This is a genomic window from Streptomyces sp. NPDC002926 (assembly GCF_053591755.1).
Window position 1 is genome coordinate 1 of record NZ_JBSFUK010000018.1, and the last position, 23,008, is coordinate 23,008.

Below are 23,008 nucleotides of genomic sequence, written 5' to 3' on the forward strand. Positions count from 1 at the left end.
GCGCGGTCCACGACGCCGCGCCGGACGGCCCCGGCGGCACGTCCCGCCACCACCGGATCTCGTCGCTGGGTACGGTGAGCCCGACGAGCACCTCGCGGGCGGAGGGTGCCGCACTGCGCGCCAGCGCGGTGAGCGCCTCGCTCAGGAGGTCGTCGCAGTCGGGGAAGGACCTGCTCTCCGGTACCAGCAGACTCGTGCCGCCCCCGCCGGGCACCGGCGGGGTCCAGCGCGTATAGCGCCCCGCCGCTCCCCCGCGCCGCCGCCAGCCGTGCCGGTCGAGCAGCGCGCCGAGGACGACGGGGTCGACCTGGGCGGGGTCGGGTTCCCCGCTCCCGTACCAAACTCCTGGCACATCGCCCGTCAGGTGGGGCCGTACCGGCTCTTGCATCAGGGTCTCCCTCCCGCCCCGACTCTCGTCATGATCTCGCAGAGCGCCCGGTCGTCGAAGATCCGTGAGGTCGGGATCCGCACGGTGGTCCTGCGCCTGCCCGTCACCGGGTGGCCGGCCAGATTGGTCCAGTAGCAGCAGTGCCGCAGGTCGAGCCGGTCGTGACTGGCGCGCAGCCACTCGCCCTGCGTCCGGGGGACGAGCATCACGACGAGGATCTTGTGCACCGAGACGGGGGTGCGGGCCAGCTTCACCAGATGGTCGTTGTCGAGCGTGAACGAGAACGCCGGACCGGGCGGGTGCGGGGGGATCTGGTACGTGCACTTGAGCTGCACCTTGATGGTCACCTCGTCGTCGACCGAGTGTCCTGCGGAGCTGTGACTGACGTGCCAGTCGATGCCGTTGTCCGGAAAAGGCTGCGAGAGGGAGCAGCCGGCCGCGGCGGCGACCGCGTGCAGATAGCCCACCTGGAGCGTCTCCATGCAGGCGGTGGTGGCGAGTGCGCCGCGCAGCGGTGCGATCCGCTCGGGCAGCAGCCCGCCCGGTTCGGGCTGCGCGAGCGCCATGGCTCTTCGTGCCTTCCGGGCTGTACCGATCAGTGTCCCCACGACGGGGCGTCAACTTCGCCGCCCCCCATCTGTGTTGTCACCGTCCTGCGTACAGCGCAAACAGCCCGGGTATCACCGATTCGGGCAGGGGGACAACGCCATCTGCCGGGTACGTGCGAGGAGTTCGGGGATGACGCACTGGTATGACGGCCCCCTGGCCGCATTTGACACCGAAACCACCGGAGTTGACGTGGAGGAGGACCGCATCGTTTCGGCTGCGGTCGTCGTCCAGGACATGGCGGGCGGCCGGCCGCGCGTCACACGCTGGCTGATCAATCCGGGGGTGCCCGTGCCGCCGGGCGCCACCGAGGTGCACGGGCTCACCGACGACCATCTGCAGCGCAACGGCCGCTGGCCGGCGCCTGTGATGGAGGAGATAGCCAGGGCGCTGGCCGAGCAGTGCGCCGCCGCCCGCCCTCTCGTCGTGATGAACGCGCCCTTCGACCTGACCATCCTCGACCGCGAACTGCGCCGTCACCGCGCCTCGTCGCTGGGCCGCTACCTGGAGCACGTGCCGTTGTGCGTGCTGGACCCGCGAGTCCTCGACAAGCATCTCGACCGCTACCGCAAGGGCCGCCGTACCCTCGGCGACCTGTGCGCGCAGTACGAGGTGGTGCTGGAGGGCGCCCATGACGCGGCCGCGGACGCCATGGCGGCGCTCGAGGTCGTACGGGCGGTGGGGCGGCGTTTCGCCTCGCGGATGGAGCGGCTGTCGCCGTCGGAGCTGCACACGCTGCAGGCGGTGTGGCACGCGGCGCAGGCACGAGGTCTGCAGGCGTGGTTCGCCCGCAGTGGTACTCCGGAGCCGGTGGACCCGCACTGGCCGCTGCGACCGGATCTGCCGGCCGCGGCCTGAGTCCGGGTGGCGCCCCGCTCGGGGGCGCCACCCGGAAGTACCACGGGCGGCGGTTTCGGTCAGGCGGCCGTCAGCCGGTGAATCCCGCGGTGATGGAGGTGAACTGCCAGTTGCTCTGGCTGATGCCGGAGCAGTTGCTCACCACACCGCCGCCGGGGCAGGGCCGGTCACGGTTGACCGACCAGAACGCGAGGCGCGCGATGTGACGGGAGTTGGACCAGTCCTTGATCTGGGTCCAGGTCGCCGGGCTGGTCTGCTCCTGCTGGTCGCTGAGGCCGTTCATGCCCGAGATGCCGATATGGGCGTAGGCGGTGGCGTCCGACCATCCGAAGGTGCTCTTCAGCTTGGTCTTGAGCCCTTCGGCGGCGTTGACGGTGTTGCCGTACATGTCGGCGCCGCCGCCGAAGTCGAACGGCATGATGGTGAAGACGTCTATGTCCGCCTGGAATGCGCCTGCGCGCTCGATGAGCCGGTTGCCCCACCAGGTCGGCCCGGTGGTGGACGTACCGAAGGTGAGGATCGTCCTCAGACCCGGGTTGTTCTGCTTGACGATCTTCAGGGCGCCCAGAATCCGGTCCTGGACGACCTCGTTCTCGAACTCGTCGCTGTTCTCGATGTCGACGTCGATCGCCTTCAGCCCGTACGCGCTGATCACCTTCTGATAGGCGCCCGCCAGCGCCTCGGGGGTGGAGCAGTTCGGGCCGAGCTTGTTGCCGGACCAGCCGCCGATGGACGGGACGATGTCACCGCCCGCGCCACGGATCGCGTTGATGGTGGACTGGTCGGTGCCACCGGCAAGCGGACGCGTGCCGTCCCAGGCGGGGTTGCAGCCGCCGGAGGAGAGGATGAAGGCCATGGTGAACCACTTGATGCCGGTGGCGCTCATCACGGAGGTGGCGCTCGGCGGATCGCCCCAGCCCAGGTAGAGGTACGGGGCCGCCTGCTTGAAGCCGGTGCCGCCGCCACCGCCGGCGTCGGTCGTCACGCTGACGGCGGTCGAGGCCGGCGAGAGATTGCCTGCCGCGTCACGGGCGCGGACGGTGAAGCTGTACGGGGTGGCGGCAGCCAGGCCGCTGACCGTGGCGCTGGTTCCGGTCACCGTGAGCGCTCTGGCCGAGCCCTGGTAGACGTCGTAACCCGTGACTCCGACGTTGTCGGACGAGGCGTTCCAGGCCAGCGAGACGCTGGAGGACGTCTTGGCGGTGGAGCGCGGATTCGTGGGCGTCGTGGGTGCCTGGGTGTCGCCGCCCCCGCCGCCGGGGCCGTCGAGGCTGATGTCGTCGGCGTAGTAAGTACCCTGTCCGTACCAGCCGTTGAGGTAGATCTCCGCGCTGGTCTGCGTGGCACCCGTGGTGAAGGACACGGTGAGCCGGGTGTATCCGGTCGCCGTCGGTGTCCAGGTGGACGCGCCGCCGGTCACGCCGAGATACACGTAATTGCCGCGCACCCAGCCGGAGAGGGTGTAGGCGGTGTTGGGCTGCACCGGGACGGTCTGGGTGCACTTGGCGTTGTCGCTGTTGCCTGCGGCGCCGGCCAGCACCTTCGTACCGCTGTGGACGGGGCTGCTCACCACCGAGCCGAGTCCGCCGGTGCAGGACCAGCCGGAGAGGGAGCCGGTCTCGAAGCCGGGATTGGAGAGCAGGTTGGCGGCCTGGGCCGTGCCGGGCACGGCGAGCGAGGCTGCCGCGGCGAGAAGTGCCGCGCCGAGGCCGGCCAGTAGTCGATTTCGGATGCGCACGTGACCTCCCAATGAGGGGCGGGTGCGGGTCGACGGACCTGACGCGGCGCCACGATTGGTCTGGACCTGCGAGGCGCATTGAAGCGAAGCGTCGCGCCCCCGTCAAGGGATGGGGGTCAGGCAACTTCCGCCCGGCACACCGGAGTTGCGGCAACAGGTCAAGAGGAGGCAAAATCGAAGATAATTGGTCTACGCCTTTCCGGGGGCGGGAGCGCGGCGGATCCGCTCCCGGCGCGCCATTGGTACAGCCCTCCCCGCCCACCAGGCCGTTGACGCGATCGCGACAACCCAGTTACGTCAGAGACAGAGACACGGGACGTCCCTCCCCACCCACACCTAGGCCCCACCCACACCTAGGAGAACCGTGTCCACGAGAACCGTGTCCACAGGAATCGGACCCATGCCGCCGCCCCGCCGCCGGCTCCTCGCCGTACTCGTCGCGATCGTGCTCGCACTGGCCGGGCTCACCGGTCTGGCCGCCACCCCGGCGCAGGCCGCAGGCCCGCTCACCGCCTCGTTCACCAGTGCCGACAACGGCTCTTGGTGGAAGGGAACATACGTCGTCAGGAACACCACCGGCGCCCCCGTCACCGGCTGGACCCTCGCATTCGATCTGCCGCCCGGCGTGACGATCACTCAGCACTACAACGGGACGGCGACGGTCAGCGGCTCGCACATCACCGTGACGCCCGCCTACTACAACACCACCGTCCCGGCGAACGGCACCACCGAGCCGTACAGCTACTGGTTCGTCGCCTCAGGACCGATCACCGCACCGACCGGCTGCCTGGTCAACGGCGACAAGTGCGACGGCAGCCCCGCCAGACCGCCGTCCGCACCCGGTGATCCGGCCGTCACCGACACCACGGCCCGCACGGTGAGCCTGAAGTGGAACGCCGCCGCTCCCGGCGACTTTCCCGTCGCCTCCTACGAGGTGCTGCGCGGCACCACCCCGGTCACCGCAACGGCGACCACCTCGGCCACCGTCCGCGACCTGTCCCCGGCGACGACCTACAGCTTCACGGTCCGCGCCAAGGACACCCGCGGCAACCTCGGACCGGTCGGCGCCGCCGTCACCGCGACCACCGTCGACCCGGCGAGCGACACCGTCCCGCCCACCGCACCCGCCAACCTGCGCAGCACCGCGGTGACCTCCAGCACGGTCGCTCTCGCCTGGAACGCTTCCACCGACAACAACCGGGTCGCCGCCTACGACGTCTACCGGGGCACCTCGCTGGCCGCAACCGTCCCGGCATCCGCTCTCGCCACCACGGTCACCGGCCTCTCCCCCGCCACCCGCTACGACTTCACCGTCAAGGCACGGGACGCGGCCGACAACGCCTCCGCGGGGAGCAACACCCTCGCCGTCACCACATCCGACCCGGTCGGCGCCGGCGGACACGCGACCGTCGGGTACTTCGTGCAGTGGGGCATCTACGGCCGTCAGTACTTTGTCAGGAATCTCGACACATCCGGGGCCGCGGCCAGGCTCGACGTCGTCAACTACGCCTTCGGCAACATCGATCCGGCCAACCTCACCTGTCTGAACGGTGTCACCAAGGGCGTCTCCGGAAATCCGCAGGACCCCAACGAGGGCGACGGAGCCGGTGACGCCGAGGCCGACTACGGCCGTGCCTTCGCCGCCTCACAGTCGGTGGACGGTGTGGCCGACGACGGCTGGGGCACATTGCGCGGCAACTTCAACCAGCTGAAGAAACTCAAGGCCAAGCACCCGAACCTCAAGGTCGTCATCTCGCTCGGCGGCTGGACCTATTCGAAGTACTTCTCCGACGTCGCCGCCACCGACGCCTCCCGGAAGAAGTTCGTGAAGTCCTGCGTCGACCTGTACATCAAAGGCGACCTGCCCGTGTACAACGGCGCGGGCGGAGCGGGCGTCGCCGCGGGAATCTTCGACGGCATCGACCTGGACTGGGAGTGGCCGGGCTCCCCCGACGGCCATCCCGGCAACCACTGGAGCGCCGCGGACAAGGCCAACAACACCGCTCTGATCGCCGAGTTCCGCAAGCAGCTCGACGCGCTCGGTGGGGAGCACAAGCTGCTCACCGCCTTCACCCCGGCCGACCCGAAGAAGATCGATGCGGGCTGGGACCTCTCGAAGATCTTCGGCGACCTGGACTACGCCAACGTCCAGGGGTACGACTTCCACGGCGCGGGCAGCGACAACTCCTGGGAGCCGAACCGCACAGGCCACCAGGCCAACCTCTATCCGGACGCCCAGTCGCCGTACGCGGACGACTTCAGCGTCGACGGCGCGGTCCAGAAGTATCTCGGCGCCAAAGTCCCGCCCCGCAAGCTGACCATCGGCTTCCCGTTCTACGGCCGCGGCTGGAAAGAGGTCGCCGCCGGCGGCGTCAACGGTGAATGGCAGACCGCGAACGGCGCGGCCCCCGGCCAGTTCGCGGAGGAGGCGGGCACGCGTGGCTACCAGAACCTCGTCACCGGCGTCCCCAACCTCACGGTCCAGCACGACACCCAGTCGGTGGCCACGTACGGCTATCAGGGCGCGGGCGGCCAGTGGTGGTCCTTCGACGACACCTGGTCCATCGGTCAGAAGGCCGCGTACATCAAGTCGAAGGGGCTGCTGGGCGCGATGATCTGGGAGATGTCCGGGGACACACCGGGCGGGACCCTGCTCGGCGCGCTGCACGGCGGGCTCCAGTAGCACGGCGAACACCGGCGCCCGGAAAGCGTCGAGGGCGGGGCGGGGGGGCGAGGGCCGGCCGCGGCCCCGGGGGGGGGAGTGGGGGGGAAGAATGAGCCCGTCGGGGTTGTAGTAATCCGCGCGCCCAGAGGAAAAAAGCCCCGGCTACCCCCGCCGCCGGTAAGGGGTCGCGGCCGGCCCGACCACAGACGCCCCGGCCTCTCCCGGTGGGCGATACTGGGTTCGAACCAGTGACCTCTTCGGTGTGAACGAAGCGCTCTCCCACTGAGCTAATCGCCCGGGAACGCACTGAACCATACAGGCCCGTGCGGGTTTCCTTCAAACCCTGCCGAGGTATGCGGCCAGCCCACGCCGCCCGCCACGCATCATCGCCGCGTGATTGGCGAGAAAGACCGGCCGGCACGGCACGGCCAGCCGCCTCATCAGCGGCTTGCGCACCTCCACCTCCTGTTCGTACACGGCCCGGGTGCCGGCGCCGCGCTGTGTCACAGTCCACCGCGCCCACCCCTCGAGGTCCCCCTCCATGCCCACTTCGAGCAACCCGGCGACCGGGTCGCGCCGCTGTGCGCGAGCGGTGACGAGCAGTTCGTACGGGAGGAAGGAGCGGAAGCGCGCGGTGCCGGTCTCCGCGTCGAGCTGGGTCACCTCGCGGACCTGCGGCCACCACAGGGGGTACTCTCCGGCCCGCTCGAGCACGTGGTACACGGCGCCCGGTCCGGCCGGCAGCTCCCAGACGCTGCGGAAGCGGTAGTGACACCAGTTCATGGTGGAAGTCTGCTCCTGCCAGGGCGTACTCACGCGCGATCTGAGTATCCGCACCCATGTTCTGTCATGTGGCGGGGGCCACACTTCCGGACCATGGAGAATGTTCCGCCACCCGACGAGGAACTGGCGATCCTCGAGCGCGAGCTGGTCCGACTGGACGCCCGCCGGGCCCAGTTGCTGGCCCGCAGAGCCTGGCTCATCGCCGCGCTCCGGCAGCCCGTCGCGCCTGCCGTACCGGTCACGCCGGCCTTCGCCGCGCGGCCTTCCGTCGCGCAGCCCTTCGTCACATCGGCGCCCGAGGCCTCTTCGCCGAGTGTGCAGAATGTGCTGCTCACCCTCGGCGGCATTCTGCTGACCATCGCCGCGATCGCCTTCACCCTGGTCAGCTGGGGTTACTTGGGCATCGGCGGCCGCTCGGCCGTGCTCGGCGCGGTGACTGTCGCGGCCCTCGTGGCACCGGTCGCGCTGCTGCGCAGGCGGCTCGCATCGACCGCCGAGTCGGTGGCCGCGCTCGGCCTGGTGCTGATGGTGCTCGACGCCTACGCACTGCACCGAGTGGCACTGTCCGGGACCGACGGGCTCGGCTACGCGGCCTTCGCGTCGGCCGCGCTTGCCGCGCTCTGGACGGTCTACGGGCTGTCGTTCGACCGGCTGCGGCTTCCGCTGCCGGTCGCCGTACTGACCGCGCAACTCCCGCTTCCGCTGTGGGCGCTGACCGAAGCCGCGGGCGCGCCACCGATGGAGTGGGCGCTGCTGGCGACCGCGGTGCTCGATGTCTCGGCCGCGATGTGGGCGAAGCCGGCAAGCCTGCGGGGCATCGCCGCAACCGGTGCCGCGACGACGGGCGGCTGGGCACTGCTGATCGGCGGCCGGCAGTCGGTGACGGCGGACACGCCGCTCGACGCGGTCGCGCCTGCCGCGCTGCTGCTCGTGGCGGCGGGCGTGGCCCTGTACGCGGCCCGGCGTGCGTCCTCGGTCGCGCTTGCCGCCTCCGCGGTGGCGGGTCTCGCGGCGAACGCGGCCGTCGGCGGCGTGGTCCGCGCGGCGGTGCCGCAGGGGTGGTCGGAACTGGGCTATCTCCTGTGCGCGGTCGCTCTGTTGGGTCTCGTACGGGCGGGCGGGCCGAAGAGGCCGGCACCGGGCCTGACGGCCGCGGCCGGCGCGGTGCACGCCCTTGCGGCGCTCTCTGCGCTGCCGCTGATCGCTCTCACTCTGGCCGGCCCGCTGTCGGTGCTCGGCCACATCTGGTCGGGCACCACGACAAACGCGCGCGGGGCCCTGGGCGTCGAGCTTCCGGGGCCGGGCCAGGCCGCGGCTCCGGTGGTGCTGCTGGTCGTGGCAGCGGTCCTGGCGACGGCGTCCCGCTGGTTGCCGTCGCCGGCAACCACGCACACCGCACCGGCGGGCAGCGCCCCGAACGCGGCGGCGCACCCGTCCGGCAGCTCCGGCGCCGGGCTGCACCCCACGGGCACGCCCGGCCGGGCCGCAAACGCCACGGGCACGCCCGGCCGAGCCGCCGACCCCACGGGCACGACGCCGTGCCCGGCCGAGGCGCCCACCGCGGAAGGCCGTCACGGCCGGGCCACGAGCACCCCCACGCACCCCGCCGACGAGACAGGCAGCAGCCCACGACCCGCAGAGCAGGCCACCACGGAAGGCCATCCCGGCCGGGCCACCGGCGGCCCGTCCTCCTCCGGTCCGGCGGCCACTCACCCGGGCGTGCCGACGAACCCCTCCGGCTCGCCCGCGGGAGTCTCCTGGCCAGGCCGGGCACCGGCCCCCGGCGCGTGGGGGACCCGGCCCGCCCCTGTGGCCCCACGGCCCGACCGGCTTGGCGCGGCCGCCGGCGCGGCTCTCGCCCTCGCGTGGGCAGGCCTGTTCGTCGTGCCGCCCGCGCTGGATCTGGCCTACCCGGCCACCGTGGCGCTCCACCTCGTCCTCGGCGTGGCCGCACTGGTGCTCGCCGTGCGCCCCGGACGGATCGCCCGGCACGCCCCGGCCGGCGCCGTCGTCGCCCTCGTCTGCGGCCTCGCGGGCGCTGTGAGCGTCGCCCTGCTCTCCCTGGCAACGCGCCCCGCCACCTTCGCGGTACTGGGCACACTGGTAGCGGCTCTCGCGGCCGCGGCCGCCTTCAGGCCACCTCGCGCCGTGCAGGCGGTTCTCGCCTGCGCCGCCACCGCTTTCGCCACCGCCCTCATGGGCGCCGTCGCCGCTTCCGCCGAACTCCCGCCCCATCGGGCCGCGTTGACACTCCTCGTCGTCCCCGCCACCGTGGCGCTCCTCGCCGCCCGACTGGGCCGCCACCCCGTCGCCCTTCCCCTGGAGCTCACCGGCGCCGGCGCCGGGCTGCTCGCGAGCGTCCTCGCCACGGGGCACCGGCCGACGCTCTCCTTGGTGCTCGCGCTCTGCGGCGTGATCGCGGCGGGCACCGCGGTACGTGCCGAGCGCCGCCCCGCCGCCGGAATTCTCGCGACGGTGCTCTTCGTGCTGGCCGGCTGGGTCCGGCTGGCCGCCTCGGACGTCACGGCTCCCGAGGCGTACACCCTGCCGGTGACCGTCTCCGCGCTCGTCGTCGGCGTACTGCGCCGCCGCCGCGACCCGGAGGCGTCGTCCTGGACGGCGTACGGTCCCGGTCTCGCCGCGACACTGCTGCCGAGTCTCCTGGCGGCCTGGGGCGACGAGCACTGGCTGCGTCCGCTGCTGCTGGGCATGGTGGCCCTGGCCCTGACGCTCGCCGGCGCCCGGCTGCGGCTGCAGGCGCTGCTGGTGCTCGCAGGCACGGCGCTCGCACTGGACGCTCTGCACGAGCTCGCCCCGTACGTCGTCCAGGTCGTCGGCGCTCTCCCCCGCTGGCTGCCGCCCGCGCTCGCCGGTCTGCTGCTCCTCGCGGTGGGCGCGACCTACGAGCAGCGGCTGCGGGACGCCCGCAAGCTCCGCGACACTCTCGGCCGGATGCGCTGAGCGGCGCCGGACTCGGAAAACGCCGAAGGCCCCGGAGACTTGTACGTCTCCGGGGCCTTCTGTCCGGGTGGGCGATACTGGGTTCGAACCAGTGACCTCTTCGGTGTGAACGAAGCGCTCTCCCACTGAGCTAATCGCCCGGGCACTCCGCAAAGATTACCCCATGGTGGGGGTCCCCCCGGCCGGAGGCCGGGGAAGGGTCCGCCCGACCAATTCCCGGGTCACTCCTTGATCTTCCACGGCATGACGATGCCGAACTTCCAGACGTAGATTCCGACCAGCACGGCGATGATCACGAGACCGATCGTGGTGAGGATGATGTTCCGCTGGCGCACCCTCGGATCGAGCGCCCGCTGAGCCGCCTCGGTCACCTTGCGCTTGGTCCAGTGCAGCACGAGCTGCGCCCAGACGAACTCGGTCGCCCAGATCGCCATACCGCCGAAGATCACCAGCCAGCCGGGGCCCGGCAGCGGCAGCATCACGATGCCGGCGCCGACCACCGCGAGGCCGACGACGAAGACCCCGACCTGCCAGCTCAGGTGCAGCGTCCTCGATCTTTTGATGAAGTGGGGCGCCTTCGAGCCGAGGACCGGCCCGGGATCCACCTTCTCGGTCGCGTCCCCCGTCGCGTCCCCCGTCGCGGGAGTCGGGCCCATCGGTACGACGGACTCTTCCCGCTCGTCACTCTCCGCATTCATGAAGCACAACCTACCGGATCGGACCTCGTCACCGGAATGGCCGTATAACACAAAGTAACGCACCGCTGTACGAGCGACATGAAGGATCACAAAACGGTCAGAGGGGTTTACAACGGCACCGTAGGTGGCATGTCGATTTCGCCGACGTGCGAATCCCCGAGCGCACACTGAGCGAAAGGCCCTGGCGCTTATGAACACCACGGTCAGCTGCGAGCTGCACCTGCGCCTCGTTGTATCGAGCGAGTCATCACTGCCTGTACCCGCGGGCCTGCGGTATGACACGGCCGATCCTTATGCCGTGCACGCCACCTTCCACACCGGAGCCGAAGAGACGGTCGAGTGGGTCTTCGCCCGCGATCTTCTCGCCGAGGGCCTGCACCGGCCCACCGGCACGGGCGACGTCAGAGTCTGGCCGTCCCGCAGCCATGGCCAGGGCGTCGTCTGCATCGCGTTGAGCTCCCCGGAGGGCGAAGCCCTGCTCGAGGCCCCGGCGCGGGCCCTGGAGTCGTTCCTGAAGCGGACCGACGCCGCGGTGCCACCGGGCACCGAGCATCGTCACTTCGATCTCGACACGGAGCTCTCGCACATCCTGGCCGAAAGCTGAGCCAGGCCGAGAGCTGCACGGCGCCGTCCTACTCGGGGAGACGGCGCCGCGCGGACAGCCATATACGGCGGACACCGGCGCCGTCACCGCGGTATCCCTCGCGGTGACGGCGCCGGTGCGCTCTGCGCACCAACCGCTAGAGTCAGCGCAATTCGGCGGGCACCGGCCCGCAGCACCTCAGGGAGCGAATCGTGCTGATCCCCCACGACACCCGGATCGCCCTCGACACCGTCGTCGATCTGGTGAACACCGCACCGGACAGCGAGCAGGACGACGGGCTCACGGACGTCGCGGCGCTGTACGACTTCGCACGGAACCACAGCGTCAGCGGCGTGGGCGATCTCGGCCCGCGGGACCTGAAGGCCGTCAGGGGGGTACGGGCACAGTTCGCGGAGATCTTCGCGGCGCCCGACAGCCGTAGCGCGGCCGAGCTGGTCAATGAGCTGGTGGCGGCCGCGGGGACCACCCCGCAGCTCACCGACCACGACGGCTACGACTGGCATGTGCACTACTTCGCGCCGGGCGCCTCGGTCGCCGACCATCTCGCGGCGGACTGCGGGATGGCCCTGGCCTTCATCGTCGTAGCGGGCGAGCAGGAGCGGCTGAGGCGCTGCGAGGCGCCCGACTGCGGGCGCGCGTTCGTCGATCTTTCCCGGAATCGCTCGCGTCGCTACTGCGACAGCCGCACCTGCGGCAACCGCCTGCATGTCGCCGCGTACCGCGCGCGCCGCAAGGAAGCGGCCGGCTGAGCCTCACAGCAGAAACAGATCGTGTACCGCGGCCATGAGCAGCAGGAAGCCGATCACCGCGAGGAAGATCATCAGGGGCGGCTGGGAGAGTGCGAAGAGGCAGCCACGCGGCTCTTCGGTCGGTGCGGGGGCCTGGCCCCGTGAGGTATCGAGCATCTCGGGGTGATGATGGCGCAGAGCAGGCTGCCATGATCGACCAACACGCCCTGTGACTGCGGGAGTTCATCAGAACTGTGTTTCCGGCCACGGCCGGACCGGATACGTCAGATGCCGTGCTTCTTCAGGATCGCCTCGATATCGCTGAAGTCCTCGCCGGAACCGGCGGCCTTCTGCTTCGCCTTGGGCTGAGCCGCCGGACGGCTGCCCGGACCGATCGAGGGCGCGGACGCCGCGGGGGCGACGGCCTCCTGCTGTGCCGCCCTGGCGGCGGCCTTGCGCTCCTTGCGGGTTCCGCCGCCACGCCGCTCGACGGCCCGGGTGGTCATGAAGAGCAGCCAGGCGCCGCCGAGCAGGCCGAATCCGAGCCACGCCGAGGGGCTGAAGGCGGTGTCGACGACCCACGCGACCGCGCCGGTCAGCACCAGACCCACAGGGATCAGGGAGTAGGCAAGTATCCGGGTCGCCGCCAGGAAACGCTTGCGGTACGCCGTGACGGCGGCGATGCCCAGGCCCGCCGCGGACACCGCGGAACAAATGGTCTCGGCAAGCATCCGGTCCTCCAGGCTTCGGGACATGCGCGGGTACGTCCCCTCCATCGTGCACCGTCGGGTGGCGTCCGGGCCACGGCCCGGGACGAGCTCAGGGAGATCTCCGGGACATCCTCCTCCCCAGGTCCCGGTTGGGGCATGGGGAGACGGGCTGGGAGACTGGCCCCATGAACGACTCCACCACCGCCCGCCCCGTCGTGCTCGACGTCTGGTGCGAGCTCCAGTGCCCCGACTGCCGCAGCGCCCTGGTGGACCTGCGGGCCCTGCGCGAGCGCTACGGCGACCGGCTCGAGCTGCGGCTGCGCCACTTCCCGCTCGAGAAGCACAAGCACGCCTTCGCCGCCGCCCAGGCCGCGGAGGAGGCGGCCGAGCAGGGCACGACCTGGCCGTATGTGGAGGCGGTGCTCGAGCGCACCGACGAGCTCGCGGCGAAGGGCGAGCCCTTCCTGCTGGAGGTGGCGCGCGAACTGGGTCTGGACGCCGATGAGTTCGACACCGCGCTGATCGACGGCCGGCACATCCTGATCGTCGACGCCGACCAGGCCGAGGGCAAAGCGATCGGTGTGACGGGCACTCCGACGTATGTCATCGACGGCGAGCGCCTCGACGGCGGCAAGAGCCAGGAGGGGCTGCGGGCACGTATCGAGGAGATCGCCGACCGGCTGCTCGCCGGCTCCGGGTCCCACTCCTAGAGCAGCGGTTTGAAGAGGTTGACGGCGGTCGTTTCGTAGCCGAGGGATTCGTAGAGGCTGATCGCCGGGGTGTTGCCGGTGAAGACATGCAGGGCGAGCAGGCGCATCCCGGCATCGATCGAGAGGCGCTCGGCGAGCAGCATCAGGGAGCGCCCGTGGCCCTGTCCCCGGTGTCCGTCGACGACTTGGACGTCGTACACGAACGACGCCTGCTCGTCGAAGCGCGCCTCGCGCCGCCCGAGGAAGAGATGCCCGACGATCACGCCGTCATGGACCAGGACACTGAGCGAGGTCCCCGGGGTGGCGAGGCCGTCGGGCAGGCTCTCGCGGTGATCGGCCTCGGACTTGGCGCGCGCCTCCTCGGCCGGAACGCCGCGGTCGATCCAGCTCTGTGCGTAACTCTCGACGGCGTGAGCACGCCACTCCTCGAACTCCGCCTCGCTCATCGGACGGCCTTGGACGTGCGCGGGCAGAGCGGGCGGCTCCGCGGGAAGTGTCTTGCGCATGCTGCGGCTGCGTTCGGTGTAGCCGAGTGCGCTCGTCAGCCGCAGCGCGGCGGTGGCGTCGGGCGGTACGGATGCCAGTACCTGGGTGCACCCCCAGCCGCGCAGCACCTCTTCGGCGGCGAGGGCGGCGACGGTCGCGCGTCCGCGCCGCCGGTCCGCCTCGTCGATCCGCAGCGAGCGTATGGCGCCGGCCTTGGCGCTGAGCGCGGGGAATGTGGCGATCTCGGTGCTGCCGACAGGACGGCCGTTCACGCAGACCTCGTACACACGTGACTTCGCGCCGTCGGCCTCGTGCTGAATCGGCCCGGTAGGCCGCAGGGTGGTGGTCATCAGGGGAGTTCTACCCGCCGCCGGGGCAACCCGTCACGAGATTTACGGAGCATTCGGCTCGGGGTCGGCGGCCGCGCGCTCCTCGAAGATCCGCATGGCCTTGGCGGTCACCGGTCCCGGCGCTTCCGCGATCCGGCGTCCGTCGATTGCGTGGACCGCCTGGACGTCGCGGAGCGTGGAGGTCAGGAAGATCTCCTCGGCCCGGTCCAGTACGTCGAACGGCAGGTCGGTCTCCTTGGCTCCCGCCCATGCCACGACCAGGGCGCGGGTGATGCCCGCGAGGCAGCCGGAGGAGACGGGAGGGGTGAGCAACTCGCCGTCGATGACGACGAAGACATTGGAGCCCGTGCCCTCACAGAGCTGTCCGACGGTGTTGGCGAAGAGCGCCTCGGACGCGCCCTGCTCGCTCGCCCTGGCGAGGGCGACGACATTCTCCCCGTACGACGTCGTCTTCAGGCCGGTCAGGGCACCGCGCTCATTGCGGGTCCAGGGGACGGTGATCACCGCGGTGGCGTCGGGGCGGCGCTCGGTCTCGCCGAGCGCGACGACCAGGGTCGGCCCTGCGGTGCCCCGGTCGGAGCCGAGGGGTGAGACTCCGCCGGTGTAGGTGATGCGCAGCCGGCCGAGCTTCATCGGATTGGCGTCCAGCACGGCGGAGCAGGCGCGACGCACCTCGTCGTGGTCCGGCTCCGGCAGGCCGAGACCGGCGGCAGAGCGAGTCATCCGGTCGAGATGGAGGGTGAGCGCGAAGGGCTGCCCGTGGACAGCCTTGACGGTCTCGAAGATGCCGTCGCCGACGGTCAGCCCGTGGTCGAACACTGACACCCGGGCGTCGTCGGCATCCGTGAGTCCGCCATTGACCCAAAGCTTCATCGAGCTGTCCTTCCGCTTGCTTCGTACACCCCCGACGCTACCGCGAGCAGCCGGGCGGCCTTCAGCTCGGTCTCCTCCCACTCGCGCACGGGGTCGGATCCCCAGGTGATACCGGCACCGGTGCCGAAGCGGAGCACCGGTCCCCCGAGGCCGTCACGGTCGATCCAGAAGGTGCGTATGCCGACGGCGAGCTCGCCCGTGCCACGGTCGGCGTCGACCCAGCCGATGCCTCCGCAGTACGGGCCGCGGGGCGCCGTCTCCAGCGCCTCGATGATCTTCAGCGCACTGGACTTGGGCGCCCCGGTCACCGAACCCGGCGGGAAGGTGGCCGTCAGCAGCTCCTGCCAGCCCGCCTTGGGGGTCAGCTCGCCGCGCACGGTGGAGACGAGGTGGACGAGCCCGGGGTGCGGCTCGACCGCGCACAGCGCGGGGACGGTCACGGTACCCGTGGCGCAGACCCGCCCCAGGTCGTTGCGGACCAGGTCCACGATCATCACGTTCTCCGCGTGGTCCTTCTCCAGCAGGTCCCCGGCGGTGCGGCCGGTGCCCTTGATCGGCCCGGATTCGACGGTGCGCCCGTCGCGCCGGAGATACAGCTCGGGCGAGGCGGTGGCGATCTCCACGCCGTGCCCGGGCAGCCGGATCGTTCCTGCGTACGGGGCGGGGTTGCCGCGCGCCAGGAGTGCCGTGAGGGCGTCGACGTCGGCGGCTGCCGGGTCGGGCAGCGGCGCGGACAGGACGCGGCAGAGATTCGCCTGGTAGACCTCGCCCGCGGCGATGTGCTCGCGGATGCGGCGTACGCCCGCGGCGTACGCGGCGCGGTCCAGGGAGGACGTCCAGTGGTCGGCGGCCGGTCCGCGCCACTGCCCCGGCACGGGGTCGGGCACCGGCTCCGTGCGTACTTCGCCGAAGCGGGCGCAGGTCAGACGGCCCTCGAAGTCCGCGGCAACGGCCCAGAAGCCGGCCGAGTCGAGGGCTTCGGGGTCGCTGGTGACATCCCGCAGGTCTGAGGCGACGAGGGAGCCGAAACGGGCCAAAGGAGCAAGGTCGTGCACGTCTGTGAGTCTAGGGCGGGCGCCGATGACCTGCTGCGGCATGAGCACACCTCAGCACGCTGCGGAAACGTGTTTTTGTGCTGGCCCAGTAATCCGCTAGAGTTCAACACGTCGCCGGGACGCGTGAGTGAACCGGAAACGACAAGCGGACGTGGCTCAGTTGGTAGAGCATCACCTTGCCAAGGTGAGGGTCGCGAGTTCGAATCTCGTCGTCCGCTCGATGGGGGATCTTCCCGAACCCCTGCACTCCGGGTGGAGTGGCCGAGAGGCGAGGCAACGGCCTGCAAAGCCGTCTACACGGGTTCAAATCCCGTCTCCACCTCCAAGGACGATTAGCTCAGCGGGAGAGCGCTTCCCTGACACGGAAGAGGTCACTGGTTCAATCCCAGTATCGTCCACTGGATCCGTATGGATTCCTCGCGCGATTAGCTCAGCGGGAGAGCGCTTCCCTGACACGGAAGAGGTCACTGGTTCAATCCCAGTATCGCGCACGCAGTACCACGCAAGATCGTCCCGCGCGATTAGCTCAGCGGGAGAGCGCTTCCCTGACACGGAAGAGGTCACTGGTTCAATCCCAGTATCGCGCACCAGCCGGAACCCCCGACCGTCTCGACGGCCGGGGGTTCTGTCGTTGCGCCGCGGGCTTCTCACCCGGGTGTGGGCCGGGACGAAGCGGGCCCGCGGCACGCCCTGCGGGCCCGGCGGCACGAAGTCCGGGGCCCGCAGCAGGTTCAGGAGCCGCTCAGGAGGAGAAGAGCATCCGGCCGAAGCTCTTCTGGCGGTGGTGCCCGCCATGGTGTCCGCCATGGTGCGGCGCGCCCCAGGCGGGGGCGGGAGCGGCCGGGTAGGCCTGCGGGGCCGGCGGCGGGGGCGGGGCCTGCTGCGTCCACTGCGACTCGAGGCGGGTCAGGGACTCCAGCTCGCCGTAGTCCAGGAATATCCCCCGGCAGCCGCTGCACTGCTCGATCTGGACGCCATTGCGGTTGTACGTGTGCATCGCTGCATGGCACTTGGGACACTGCATGGTCTGCTCAGCTCCTCGCCGTTCGATCGGCATCGCCGGGATGAATGCCCGGCGATGAGGAGTTCAGACTACGACGGAGGCTCGAACTCCAACTCGGGCGGGAGGGCCGCAATTCGGGCACAGGCGTCGATCATGGTCTGCTCGACCTCGTCCAGGTCCCGCTCCTCCACGGCGGATTTCGCGAGGGCCAGGGCGGCGGTCTGGACGGTCAAGGCACGGGCGGGAACATCGAGTTGGGGCCAGGGGTCGCCATCACCGGTGACGGCCGGGCCGTGTGCCGCGGTGTAGGCGCCGAGGAACCGCTGCCAGATCTCCGGAGGCAGCAGTCCGGCCGCGTACCAGGCGGCGGGACGGGCCAGGTCCCAGGCCGGATCGCCCAGGCCGAGGTCGTCGACGTCGATCAGCAGCCAGGGGCCGGCCGGGGCGGGGTGGCGGACGAGCTGTCCGAGGTGGAGATCGCCGTGGCAGAGAGTGCCTGCCCGCGGAGACGGGGCCTCGTCGCGGGCCCAGGCGGGGAGCCGGTCCCAGGCGCGCCGGACCGTGGCGGCCGCCGGATGCCACGCGGCCGCCTTCCGCATCCGCGCCTGGGCCAGGGCGACCTTGGCGGGGCCGCGCATGGGCGGGAGGGGCGCGGGGAGTACGGCGGGCTCGATGGAGTGCAGCCGGGCGAGGAGGACGGCGGCCTCCTCCCAGGGCGCCGCGTCGGGGTCCGCGGGGTCGACGGGGAGACCGTAGGGCCAGGCGGTGACGGGTCTGCCGCGTACGTCCCGCACATGGAGCGGGAGCGGGGGCAGCAGGATGCCGGCGAGGCGGGGGTGGGCCGCGACGGCGAGCCGGACCCGGTGTCCGTCCGGGTCGGTGCCGGGTGCGTGGGCCTTGGCGACGGCGTCACCGTGCCGTACGACGGCGCCGTCGGCCCGGTCGGCGAGGACGGACTCGTCCCGCCCGCAGGCCCGGCACGCCTGCCGCGGCGCGGGCAGATGCGCGGCGTCACGTGCGACGTCGGCGAGCGCGCGTATGACGGATGCGGTCACGGTCTTTCCCCCGGATGCGGTGCGGGCCGACTGGCCGACTGGCCGACTGGCCGACTGGCCGACTGGCCGACTGGCCGACTGGCCGACTGGCCGACTGGGAGAGCCTACGCCGGGGCGGGTGGGTGCCGCCGAGTGCGCAGCGGTGGAGGTGCCCGGGGCCACCGCATGCGCCCGGGCAGCGCGATGGCCGGTCAGCTCCCCAGCTGACCGGCCAAACGCTGCCGTCCGCCGCACCCCCGTCCCCACGGGGTTGTTGGCCGGATGTCCCCGACCCGGACCGCTCTTCCGGGTCCGGGGCGCCGCTCAGCGCCCCAGCATCACGCCCACGGACGACGCCTGTGTGACCACCGCATCCCAGCCGCCGAAGACGACCACCAGCAGTGCCGCCAGAGGAAGAACCATGGCCGTCGCCACCAACGGGTGGCGCGTACCGGACGGGCGGCCGCCGAACGCGGCGTAAGCCTTGCGTCCCTGCATGCGGATCATCATCCGCGAAGCCGTGTCCGCCATGGTCCCTCTCCTGTCGTATGTGGCAGCGGCGGGTGTCTGACCTCGGGGGACGAGTGCTGCACCCGCCGCTTGACTTCAACATTAGGGAAGCGACAAGGCCCGGGCGTCATGCCCGCGTACCGATTGCCGGGCCTCCCGGAGGATGAGCCACAACCCGGCGACGTACTCCCCAGGGTGGAGACGCGGCCCCGGGCCTTGGGGTCTTCCCGGAGGGGGCGCGCGGAGACGGCCTCCCGCGGGACCGGCTGCTCGACCGGAGCCGGCACCCGGCCGGCCATGAAACGGGCCGTCAGCACGCCCGATCCTCCCCCGGCTACCGCCGGGAGGTGCCCCCAGGTGACTTCGCTCACTTCCACCACCCCTTCGTGCACCGCCGTCTCGACCCGGCGGCCCCCGGCTTGCCTCCACTTGGTATGCACGAGTCGGGTCACCCGCGTCCACACAATCTCCACGCGGTCACCCTTCCCTTGTTCAATCCCCCTTCTGCGACGGACCTTTGGGATCTCGCACGGGCCAGGAGCGTTGGATCCGCGAGCCCCTGACCACTCTTCACTTTTACCGTCCGGCACTGACAATCGATCGGACCGTGAGGGCGCGGCCTATGAGCACACCGGGACAGGGGTACGTAAGCTGTGCCACGTCAAACGGACGACCGTAGTAGCGGGGGTGGGGTCTCCCCACCGTAGGTAGGGGACGGACATGGCGATGATGCGGCTCCGGCGCGAGGACCCGCGTGTCGTCGGCTCGTTCAGACTTCACAGGCGCCTCGGTGCAGGTGGCATGGGCGTCGTCTACCTGGGCTCCGACCGCCGCGGCCAGCGCGTCGCCCTCAAGGTGATCCGGCCGGATCTGGCCGAGGACCAGGAGTTCAGATCGCGGTTCGCGCGCGAGGTTTCGGCCGCGCGACGGATCCGCGGCGGCTGTACGGCACGGCTGGTGGCGGCCGATCTCGAGGCGGAGCGCCCGTGGTTCGCCACGCAGTACGTCCCCGGTCCTTCGCTGCACGACAAGGTCGCCGAGGGAGGCCCGCTGCAGGCCGCCGATGTGGCCACGATCGGTGCGGCACTCTCGGAGGGCCTGGTCGCGGTGCACGAGGCCGGCGTCGTACACCGGGACCTGAAGCCGTCGAACATCCTGCTCTCCCCCAAGGGCCCCCGGATCATCGACTTCGGCATCGCCTGGGCGACCGGCGCGAGCACGCTCACCCATGTCGGCACGGCGGTGGGCTCCCCGGGGTTCCTCGCGCCCGAGCAGGTGCGCGGCGCGGCGGTCACGCCGGCCACGGACGTCTTCGCGCTGGGTGCCACGCTGGCGTACGCCGCGACCGCGGACTCCCCCTTCGGGCACGGCAGTTCGGAGGTCATGCTCTACCGGGTGGTGCACGAGGAGCCGCAGCTGTACGGGGTCCCGGACGCACTTGCTCCGCTCGTACAGGCCTGTCTGGCGAAGGATCCCGAGGAGCGGCCCAGCACGCTGCAGCTGTCGATGCGGCTCAAGGAGATCGCGGCCCGGGAGGCCCAGGGGCTGCCGGAGGCCCGGCCGCCGTCCCAGCGCGCGCGTGTCGAGGAGGACCGTCCGACGTCACGCTATCCGGAGCGTTCGGAGCGGACCGAACGTATGGAGCGGCGTACGGCGGGCACGTCGGTGCCGCGGCCGCAGCCCTCGCGCACCGGCGGGACGCGCCCCCAGGCGCCCCGCAACACCTCCCGGACAAACGGCCGTCAGGGCACCAGGCCCGGTACCCGGCCGACGTCGACCGGGCGGCGGCCCGCCAACCCGCGGCTGCTGCGGCAGCGGATCATCGTGTTCTTCGTGGTGACGCTGATCGTGGCGCTGGGCATCGCCGCGGCCCAGCAGCTCTAGCTGTGGTGGCTGTTCGGGTTCAGGACTGCGGGCGGCCCGTCGCCACGGCGTAGAACGCGACCGCGGCGGCCGCGCCCACGTTGAGCGAGTCGACGCCGTGCGACATCGGGATGCGTACCCACTCGTCGGCGGCGACCAGCGCCTGGGTGGAGAGCCCGTCGCCCTCCGCGCCGAGCATCAGCGCGACGCGCTCCAGCCGGTGCGGGGCCGCGTCGTCGATCGCCGAGGCCTTCTCGTCGGGGGTGAGAGCGAGGAGCCTGAAACCCGCTTCCCGTACGGACTCCAGGCCCTTGGGCCAGGATTCGAGGCGGGCGTACGGGACGGAGAAGACCGCGCCCATGGAGACCTTGACCGAGCGGCGGTAGAGGGGGTCCGCACAGTCCGGGGAGAGCAGCACGGCGTCCATGCCGAGAGCGGCGGCGCTGCGGAAGATCGCGCCGATGTTGGTGTGGTCGTTCACCGACTCCATCACGACCACCCGTCGGGTCGTCCGGAGCAGCTCGTCGGCCGTCGGCAGCGGCTTGCGCTGCATGGAGGCGAGCGCGCCGCGGTGCACGTGGTAGCCGGTGACCCGCTCGGCGAGCTCCGGGCTGACGGCGTAGACCGGGGCCGGGAGTTCGTCCATGACATCGCGCATCACATCGACCCATTTGGCCGAGAGCAGCATGGAGCGCATCTCGTAACCGGCGTCCTTGGCCCGTCTGATGACCTTCTCGCCCTCGGCGATGAACAGGCCCTCGGCGGGTTCGCGCCTGCGCCGGAGCTCGACGTCGGTCAGGCCCGTGTAGTCGCGCAGGCGCGGGTCGTCGGGATCCTCGACAGTGATGAGATCAGCCACAGGGTGATACTGCCTTCTCCGGGGTGCGGTGCCAACGGCTGGGGCCGCGTTGGGTTACCGCTGGTTACTTTGTTCCTACGGCGACCACGTCGCCGATGACGATGACGGCCGGGGGCCGTACGTCCTCGGCCCTGGCCGTCTCGGCGACGGTCGCGAGGGTGGCGTCGACACGTCGCTGGGAGGCGGTCGTGCCCTCCTGGACCAGCGCGACGGGGGTCTCGGGGGCCTTCCCATGGGCGACAAGGGTCTGCGCGATCGCGCCGATCTTGTCGACGCCCATGAGGACGACCAGAGTGCCGCGGAGCTTGGCGAGGGACGGCCAGTCGACGAGCGAACGCTCGTCGTCCGGGGCGACATGGCCACTGACGACGGTGAACTCGTGGGCCACTCCGCGGTGGGTGACCGGGATTCCGGCGGCGCCCGGGACAGAGATCGAGCTGGAGATACCGGGCACGACGGTGCAGGCGATGCCGGCCTCGGCGAGGGCCTGGGCCTCTTCCATGCCGCGGCCGAAGACGAAGGGGTCGCCGCCCTTGAGCCGTACGACCGCCTTCCCGGCCTTGGCGTGCTCGATCAGGGCGTTGTTGATGGCCTCCTGGGCCATGTAACGGCCGTACGGGATCTTCGCGGCGTCGATAACCTCGACGTGCGGCGGGAGTTCGTCGAGGAGGTCACGGGGGCCGAGGCGGTCGGCGATGACAACGTCGGCCTCGGCGAGGAGCCGGCGGCCGCGAACGGTGATCAGGTCGGGATCTCCCGGACCACCACCGACGAGAGCGACGCCCGGGGTACGGGTGCGGTGATGGGGGGCGGCGAGGGTCCCGTCGCGCAGGCCCTCGACGATGGCGTCGCGCAGGGCGGCGGACCGTCGGGGGTCTCGGCCGGACACCTCAGTGGTGAGGACTGCGACGGTCACGCCTTCGGACCGGCCTGTCGCGGGGGTCCAGGCGGTCGCGGCACCGGCGTCGTCGGAGCGTACGCACCAGGTGCGGGTGCGCTCGGCCTCGGCGGATGCGGCGTTGTTCGCGTCGGCGTCGGAGGTGGCGACGAGGGCGTACCAGGTGTCGGCGAGGTCGCCGTCCTCGTAGGCGCGCTTGATCCAGCGGATCTCGCCGGCGTCGGCCATCGCCTCGACGGAGGGCGTCGCGGACGGCGATACGAGAACGATGTCGGCACCGGCCGCGATGAGCGCGGGCAGCCGGCGCTGGGCGACCTGGCCGCCGCCGATGACGACGACGCGCCGCCCGGAGAGGCGGAGTCCGACGGGATAGGCGGGGTGCGCGGCGCGCGCGGCGTTCTCGGCCATGACGGTACGGACTCCTCGGGCGGGACGTGCGTGGTACGGGTCCGCTGCGGCGCTGAAGCGGCTGGTGGGCGGGTTGTCAGCGCCCGCGGACCAGCTTACGGGGCGGGGGGTGCGGGGGTGGGGCCGGGAGAGTCTCTCCACCAGGCCCCACGCCCCGCGCCTTCCCGGATCCGGGACAGCCACCTGGGCAATCGGGCCGCCGCCGGGAGGTCACGCGGGG

Annotated in this window: 21 protein-coding genes, 7 tRNA genes and 2 pseudogenes; 12 read left to right on the forward strand and 18 right to left on the reverse strand. The window is 71.2% G+C overall.

The window, feature by feature from the left end; genetic code table 11:
• Together ACWDZ6_RS23565 and ACWDZ6_RS23570 are read right to left on the reverse strand one after the other, a co-directional pair.
• Positions 1-388 (reverse strand): annotated as a pseudogene (locus ACWDZ6_RS23565) (hypothetical protein); the annotation flags it as partial.
• A complete protein-coding gene (locus tag ACWDZ6_RS23570; protein ID WP_326648627.1) occupies positions 388-954 on the reverse strand; it encodes a DUF4365 domain-containing protein in 567 nt (188 codons plus the stop codon). The pseudogene ACWDZ6_RS23565 and the gene ACWDZ6_RS23570, both read right to left, overlap by 1 nt.
• 172 nt (positions 955-1,126) lie before the next feature.
• Between ACWDZ6_RS23570 and ACWDZ6_RS23575 the strand changes: the two genes are divergently transcribed.
• A complete protein-coding gene (locus tag ACWDZ6_RS23575; RefSeq protein ID WP_451504398.1) occupies positions 1,127-1,852 on the forward strand; it encodes an exonuclease domain-containing protein in 726 nt (241 codons plus the stop codon).
• A 70-nt stretch (positions 1,853-1,922) separates the two neighbouring features.
• On the opposite strand, the gene ACWDZ6_RS23580 is transcribed toward ACWDZ6_RS23575, so the two are convergent.
• Positions 1,923-3,590 carry a carbohydrate binding domain-containing protein gene (locus ACWDZ6_RS23580; protein WP_451504399.1) on the reverse strand — a complete coding sequence of 556 codons (1,668 nt, stop codon included), beginning with the start codon at positions 3,588-3,590 and terminating at the stop codon, positions 1,923-1,925.
• A gap of 400 nt (positions 3,591-3,990) precedes the next feature.
• Here ACWDZ6_RS23580 and ACWDZ6_RS23585 point away from each other — a divergent pair, with 400 nt between their 5' ends.
• Positions 3,991-6,273, forward strand: a complete 2,283-nt coding sequence (locus ACWDZ6_RS23585; RefSeq protein WP_451504400.1) for a glycosyl hydrolase family 18 protein — start codon at positions 3,991-3,993, stop codon at positions 6,271-6,273.
• Between the two features lie 207 nt (positions 6,274-6,480).
• Here the strand turns inward: ACWDZ6_RS23585 and ACWDZ6_RS23590 are convergent.
• Together ACWDZ6_RS23590 and ACWDZ6_RS23595 are read right to left on the reverse strand one after the other, a co-directional pair.
• Positions 6,481-6,552: transfer RNA gene (locus ACWDZ6_RS23590), tRNA-Val, on the reverse strand.
• 39 nt (positions 6,553-6,591) lie between these two features.
• Positions 6,592-7,071, reverse strand: a complete 480-nt coding sequence (locus ACWDZ6_RS23595; protein WP_451504401.1) for an SRPBCC family protein — start codon at positions 7,069-7,071, stop codon at positions 6,592-6,594.
• Positions 7,072-7,131: 60 nt separating this feature from the next.
• Between ACWDZ6_RS23595 and ACWDZ6_RS23600 the strand changes: the two genes are divergently transcribed.
• Positions 7,132-9,999, forward strand: coding sequence for an SCO7613 C-terminal domain-containing membrane protein (locus ACWDZ6_RS23600; RefSeq protein ID WP_451504402.1), 2,868 nt, complete (start codon positions 7,132-7,134; stop codon positions 9,997-9,999).
• Between the two features lie 68 nt (positions 10,000-10,067).
• Here ACWDZ6_RS23600 and ACWDZ6_RS23605 read toward each other — a convergent pair.
• Positions 10,068-10,139, reverse strand: a tRNA-Val gene (locus ACWDZ6_RS23605).
• An 81-nt stretch (positions 10,140-10,220) separates the two neighbouring features.
• Positions 10,221-10,697 (reverse strand): TIGR02611 family protein, encoded by a 477-nt coding sequence (locus ACWDZ6_RS23610; RefSeq protein WP_451504403.1) that lies wholly within the window; start codon positions 10,695-10,697, stop codon positions 10,221-10,223.
• Between the two features lie 190 nt (positions 10,698-10,887).
• Between ACWDZ6_RS23610 and ACWDZ6_RS23615 the strand changes: the two genes are divergently transcribed.
• Positions 10,888-11,301: an SsgA family sporulation/cell division regulator gene (locus ACWDZ6_RS23615; RefSeq protein ID WP_003959770.1), complete on the forward strand. Its 414-nt coding sequence runs from the start codon at positions 10,888-10,890 to the stop codon at positions 11,299-11,301.
• Between the two features lie 191 nt (positions 11,302-11,492).
• Complete coding sequence (locus ACWDZ6_RS23620; RefSeq protein ID WP_389182911.1) at positions 11,493-12,050, forward strand: CGNR zinc finger domain-containing protein; 558 nt, start codon at positions 11,493-11,495, stop codon at positions 12,048-12,050.
• 3 nt (positions 12,051-12,053) lie between these two features.
• Here the strand turns inward: ACWDZ6_RS23620 and ACWDZ6_RS23625 are convergent, their stop codons facing one another.
• Together ACWDZ6_RS23625 and ACWDZ6_RS23630 are read right to left on the reverse strand one after the other, a co-directional pair.
• The gene (locus tag ACWDZ6_RS23625; RefSeq protein ID WP_215095580.1) at positions 12,054-12,206 is read right to left on the reverse strand and encodes a hypothetical protein; all 153 of its coding nucleotides are present in this window, start codon (positions 12,204-12,206) and stop codon (positions 12,054-12,056) included.
• A 107-nt stretch (positions 12,207-12,313) separates the two neighbouring features.
• Positions 12,314-12,805, reverse strand: a complete 492-nt coding sequence (locus tag ACWDZ6_RS23630) for a hypothetical protein (RefSeq protein ID WP_451504404.1) — start codon at positions 12,803-12,805, stop codon at positions 12,314-12,316.
• A gap of 119 nt (positions 12,806-12,924) precedes the next feature.
• Here ACWDZ6_RS23630 and ACWDZ6_RS23635 point away from each other — a divergent pair, with 119 nt between their 5' ends.
• A complete protein-coding gene (locus ACWDZ6_RS23635) occupies positions 12,925-13,449 on the forward strand; it encodes a DsbA family protein (protein WP_451504405.1) in 525 nt (174 codons plus the stop codon).
• Here ACWDZ6_RS23635 and ACWDZ6_RS23640 read toward each other — a convergent pair.
• From ACWDZ6_RS23640 to ACWDZ6_RS23650, 3 genes are read right to left on the reverse strand one after another with little or no spacing between them, the layout of a single operon-like run.
• Entirely contained in the window at positions 13,446-14,285 is an 840-nt protein-coding gene (locus ACWDZ6_RS23640; protein ID WP_451504406.1) for a GNAT family N-acetyltransferase, read from the reverse strand. The two genes, ACWDZ6_RS23635 and ACWDZ6_RS23640, sit on opposite strands and share 4 nt — an antisense overlap.
• A 42-nt stretch (positions 14,286-14,327) precedes the next feature.
• Positions 14,328-15,158: an aminotransferase class IV gene (locus tag ACWDZ6_RS23645; protein WP_451504407.1), complete on the reverse strand. Its 831-nt coding sequence runs from the start codon at positions 15,156-15,158 to the stop codon at positions 14,328-14,330.
• Positions 15,155-16,213, reverse strand: a complete 1,059-nt coding sequence (locus ACWDZ6_RS23650) for a chorismate-binding protein (protein WP_451504473.1) — start codon at positions 16,211-16,213, stop codon at positions 15,155-15,157. The genes ACWDZ6_RS23645 and ACWDZ6_RS23650 overlap by 4 nt, the downstream gene beginning before the upstream one ends.
• Before the next feature lie 145 nt (positions 16,214-16,358).
• Between ACWDZ6_RS23650 and ACWDZ6_RS23655 the strand changes: the two genes are divergently transcribed.
• The 5 genes from ACWDZ6_RS23655 (at position 16,359) to ACWDZ6_RS23675 (ending at position 16,803) form a co-directional block, all read left to right on the forward strand.
• Positions 16,359-16,431, forward strand: a tRNA-Gly gene (locus tag ACWDZ6_RS23655).
• Between the two features lie 33 nt (positions 16,432-16,464).
• Positions 16,465-16,538 (forward strand) — tRNA-Cys (locus ACWDZ6_RS23660).
• Between the two features lies 1 nt (position 16,539).
• Positions 16,540-16,611, forward strand: a tRNA-Val gene (locus tag ACWDZ6_RS23665).
• Between the two features lie 21 nt (positions 16,612-16,632).
• Positions 16,633-16,704: transfer RNA gene (locus tag ACWDZ6_RS23670), tRNA-Val, on the forward strand.
• Between the two features lie 24 nt (positions 16,705-16,728).
• A tRNA-Val gene (locus ACWDZ6_RS23675) sits at positions 16,729-16,803 on the forward strand.
• Positions 16,804-16,955: 152 nt separating this feature from the next.
• Here the strand turns inward: ACWDZ6_RS23675 and ACWDZ6_RS23680 are convergent.
• The 4 genes and pseudogenes from ACWDZ6_RS23680 to ACWDZ6_RS23695 all read right to left on the reverse strand — a co-directional run.
• On the reverse strand, positions 16,956-17,237 hold the full coding sequence (locus ACWDZ6_RS23680; RefSeq protein WP_326648639.1) for a TFIIB-type zinc ribbon-containing protein: 282 nt from the start codon (positions 17,235-17,237) through the stop codon (positions 16,956-16,958).
• 68 nt (positions 17,238-17,305) lie between these two features.
• A complete protein-coding gene (locus ACWDZ6_RS23685; protein WP_451504408.1) occupies positions 17,306-18,271 on the reverse strand; it encodes a phosphotransferase family protein in 966 nt (321 codons plus the stop codon).
• 303 nt (positions 18,272-18,574) lie between these two features.
• Positions 18,575-18,781, reverse strand: coding sequence for a hypothetical protein (locus tag ACWDZ6_RS23690; RefSeq protein ID WP_326648641.1), 207 nt, complete (start codon positions 18,779-18,781; stop codon positions 18,575-18,577).
• A 197-nt stretch (positions 18,782-18,978) separates the two neighbouring features.
• A pseudogene (locus ACWDZ6_RS23695) lies at positions 18,979-19,257 on the reverse strand (hypothetical protein); the annotation flags it as partial.
• A 223-nt stretch (positions 19,258-19,480) separates the two neighbouring features.
• Here ACWDZ6_RS23695 and ACWDZ6_RS23700 point away from each other — a divergent pair.
• Entirely contained in the window at positions 19,481-20,644 is a 1,164-nt protein-coding gene (locus ACWDZ6_RS23700) for a serine/threonine-protein kinase (RefSeq protein WP_389182930.1), read from the forward strand.
• Positions 20,645-20,663: 19 nt separating this feature from the next.
• Here ACWDZ6_RS23700 and ACWDZ6_RS23705 read toward each other — a convergent pair whose 3' ends face one another.
• Together ACWDZ6_RS23705 and cobA are read right to left on the reverse strand one after the other, a co-directional pair.
• Positions 20,664-21,482 carry a TrmH family RNA methyltransferase gene (locus ACWDZ6_RS23705; protein ID WP_366735108.1) on the reverse strand — a complete coding sequence of 273 codons (819 nt, stop codon included), beginning with the start codon at positions 21,480-21,482 and terminating at the stop codon, positions 20,664-20,666.
• Positions 21,483-21,546: 64 nt separating this feature from the next.
• Positions 21,547-22,788, reverse strand: coding sequence for a uroporphyrinogen-III C-methyltransferase (gene cobA, locus ACWDZ6_RS23710; protein ID WP_451504409.1), 1,242 nt, complete (start codon positions 22,786-22,788; stop codon positions 21,547-21,549).
• Positions 22,789-23,008 lie beyond the last annotated feature (220 nt).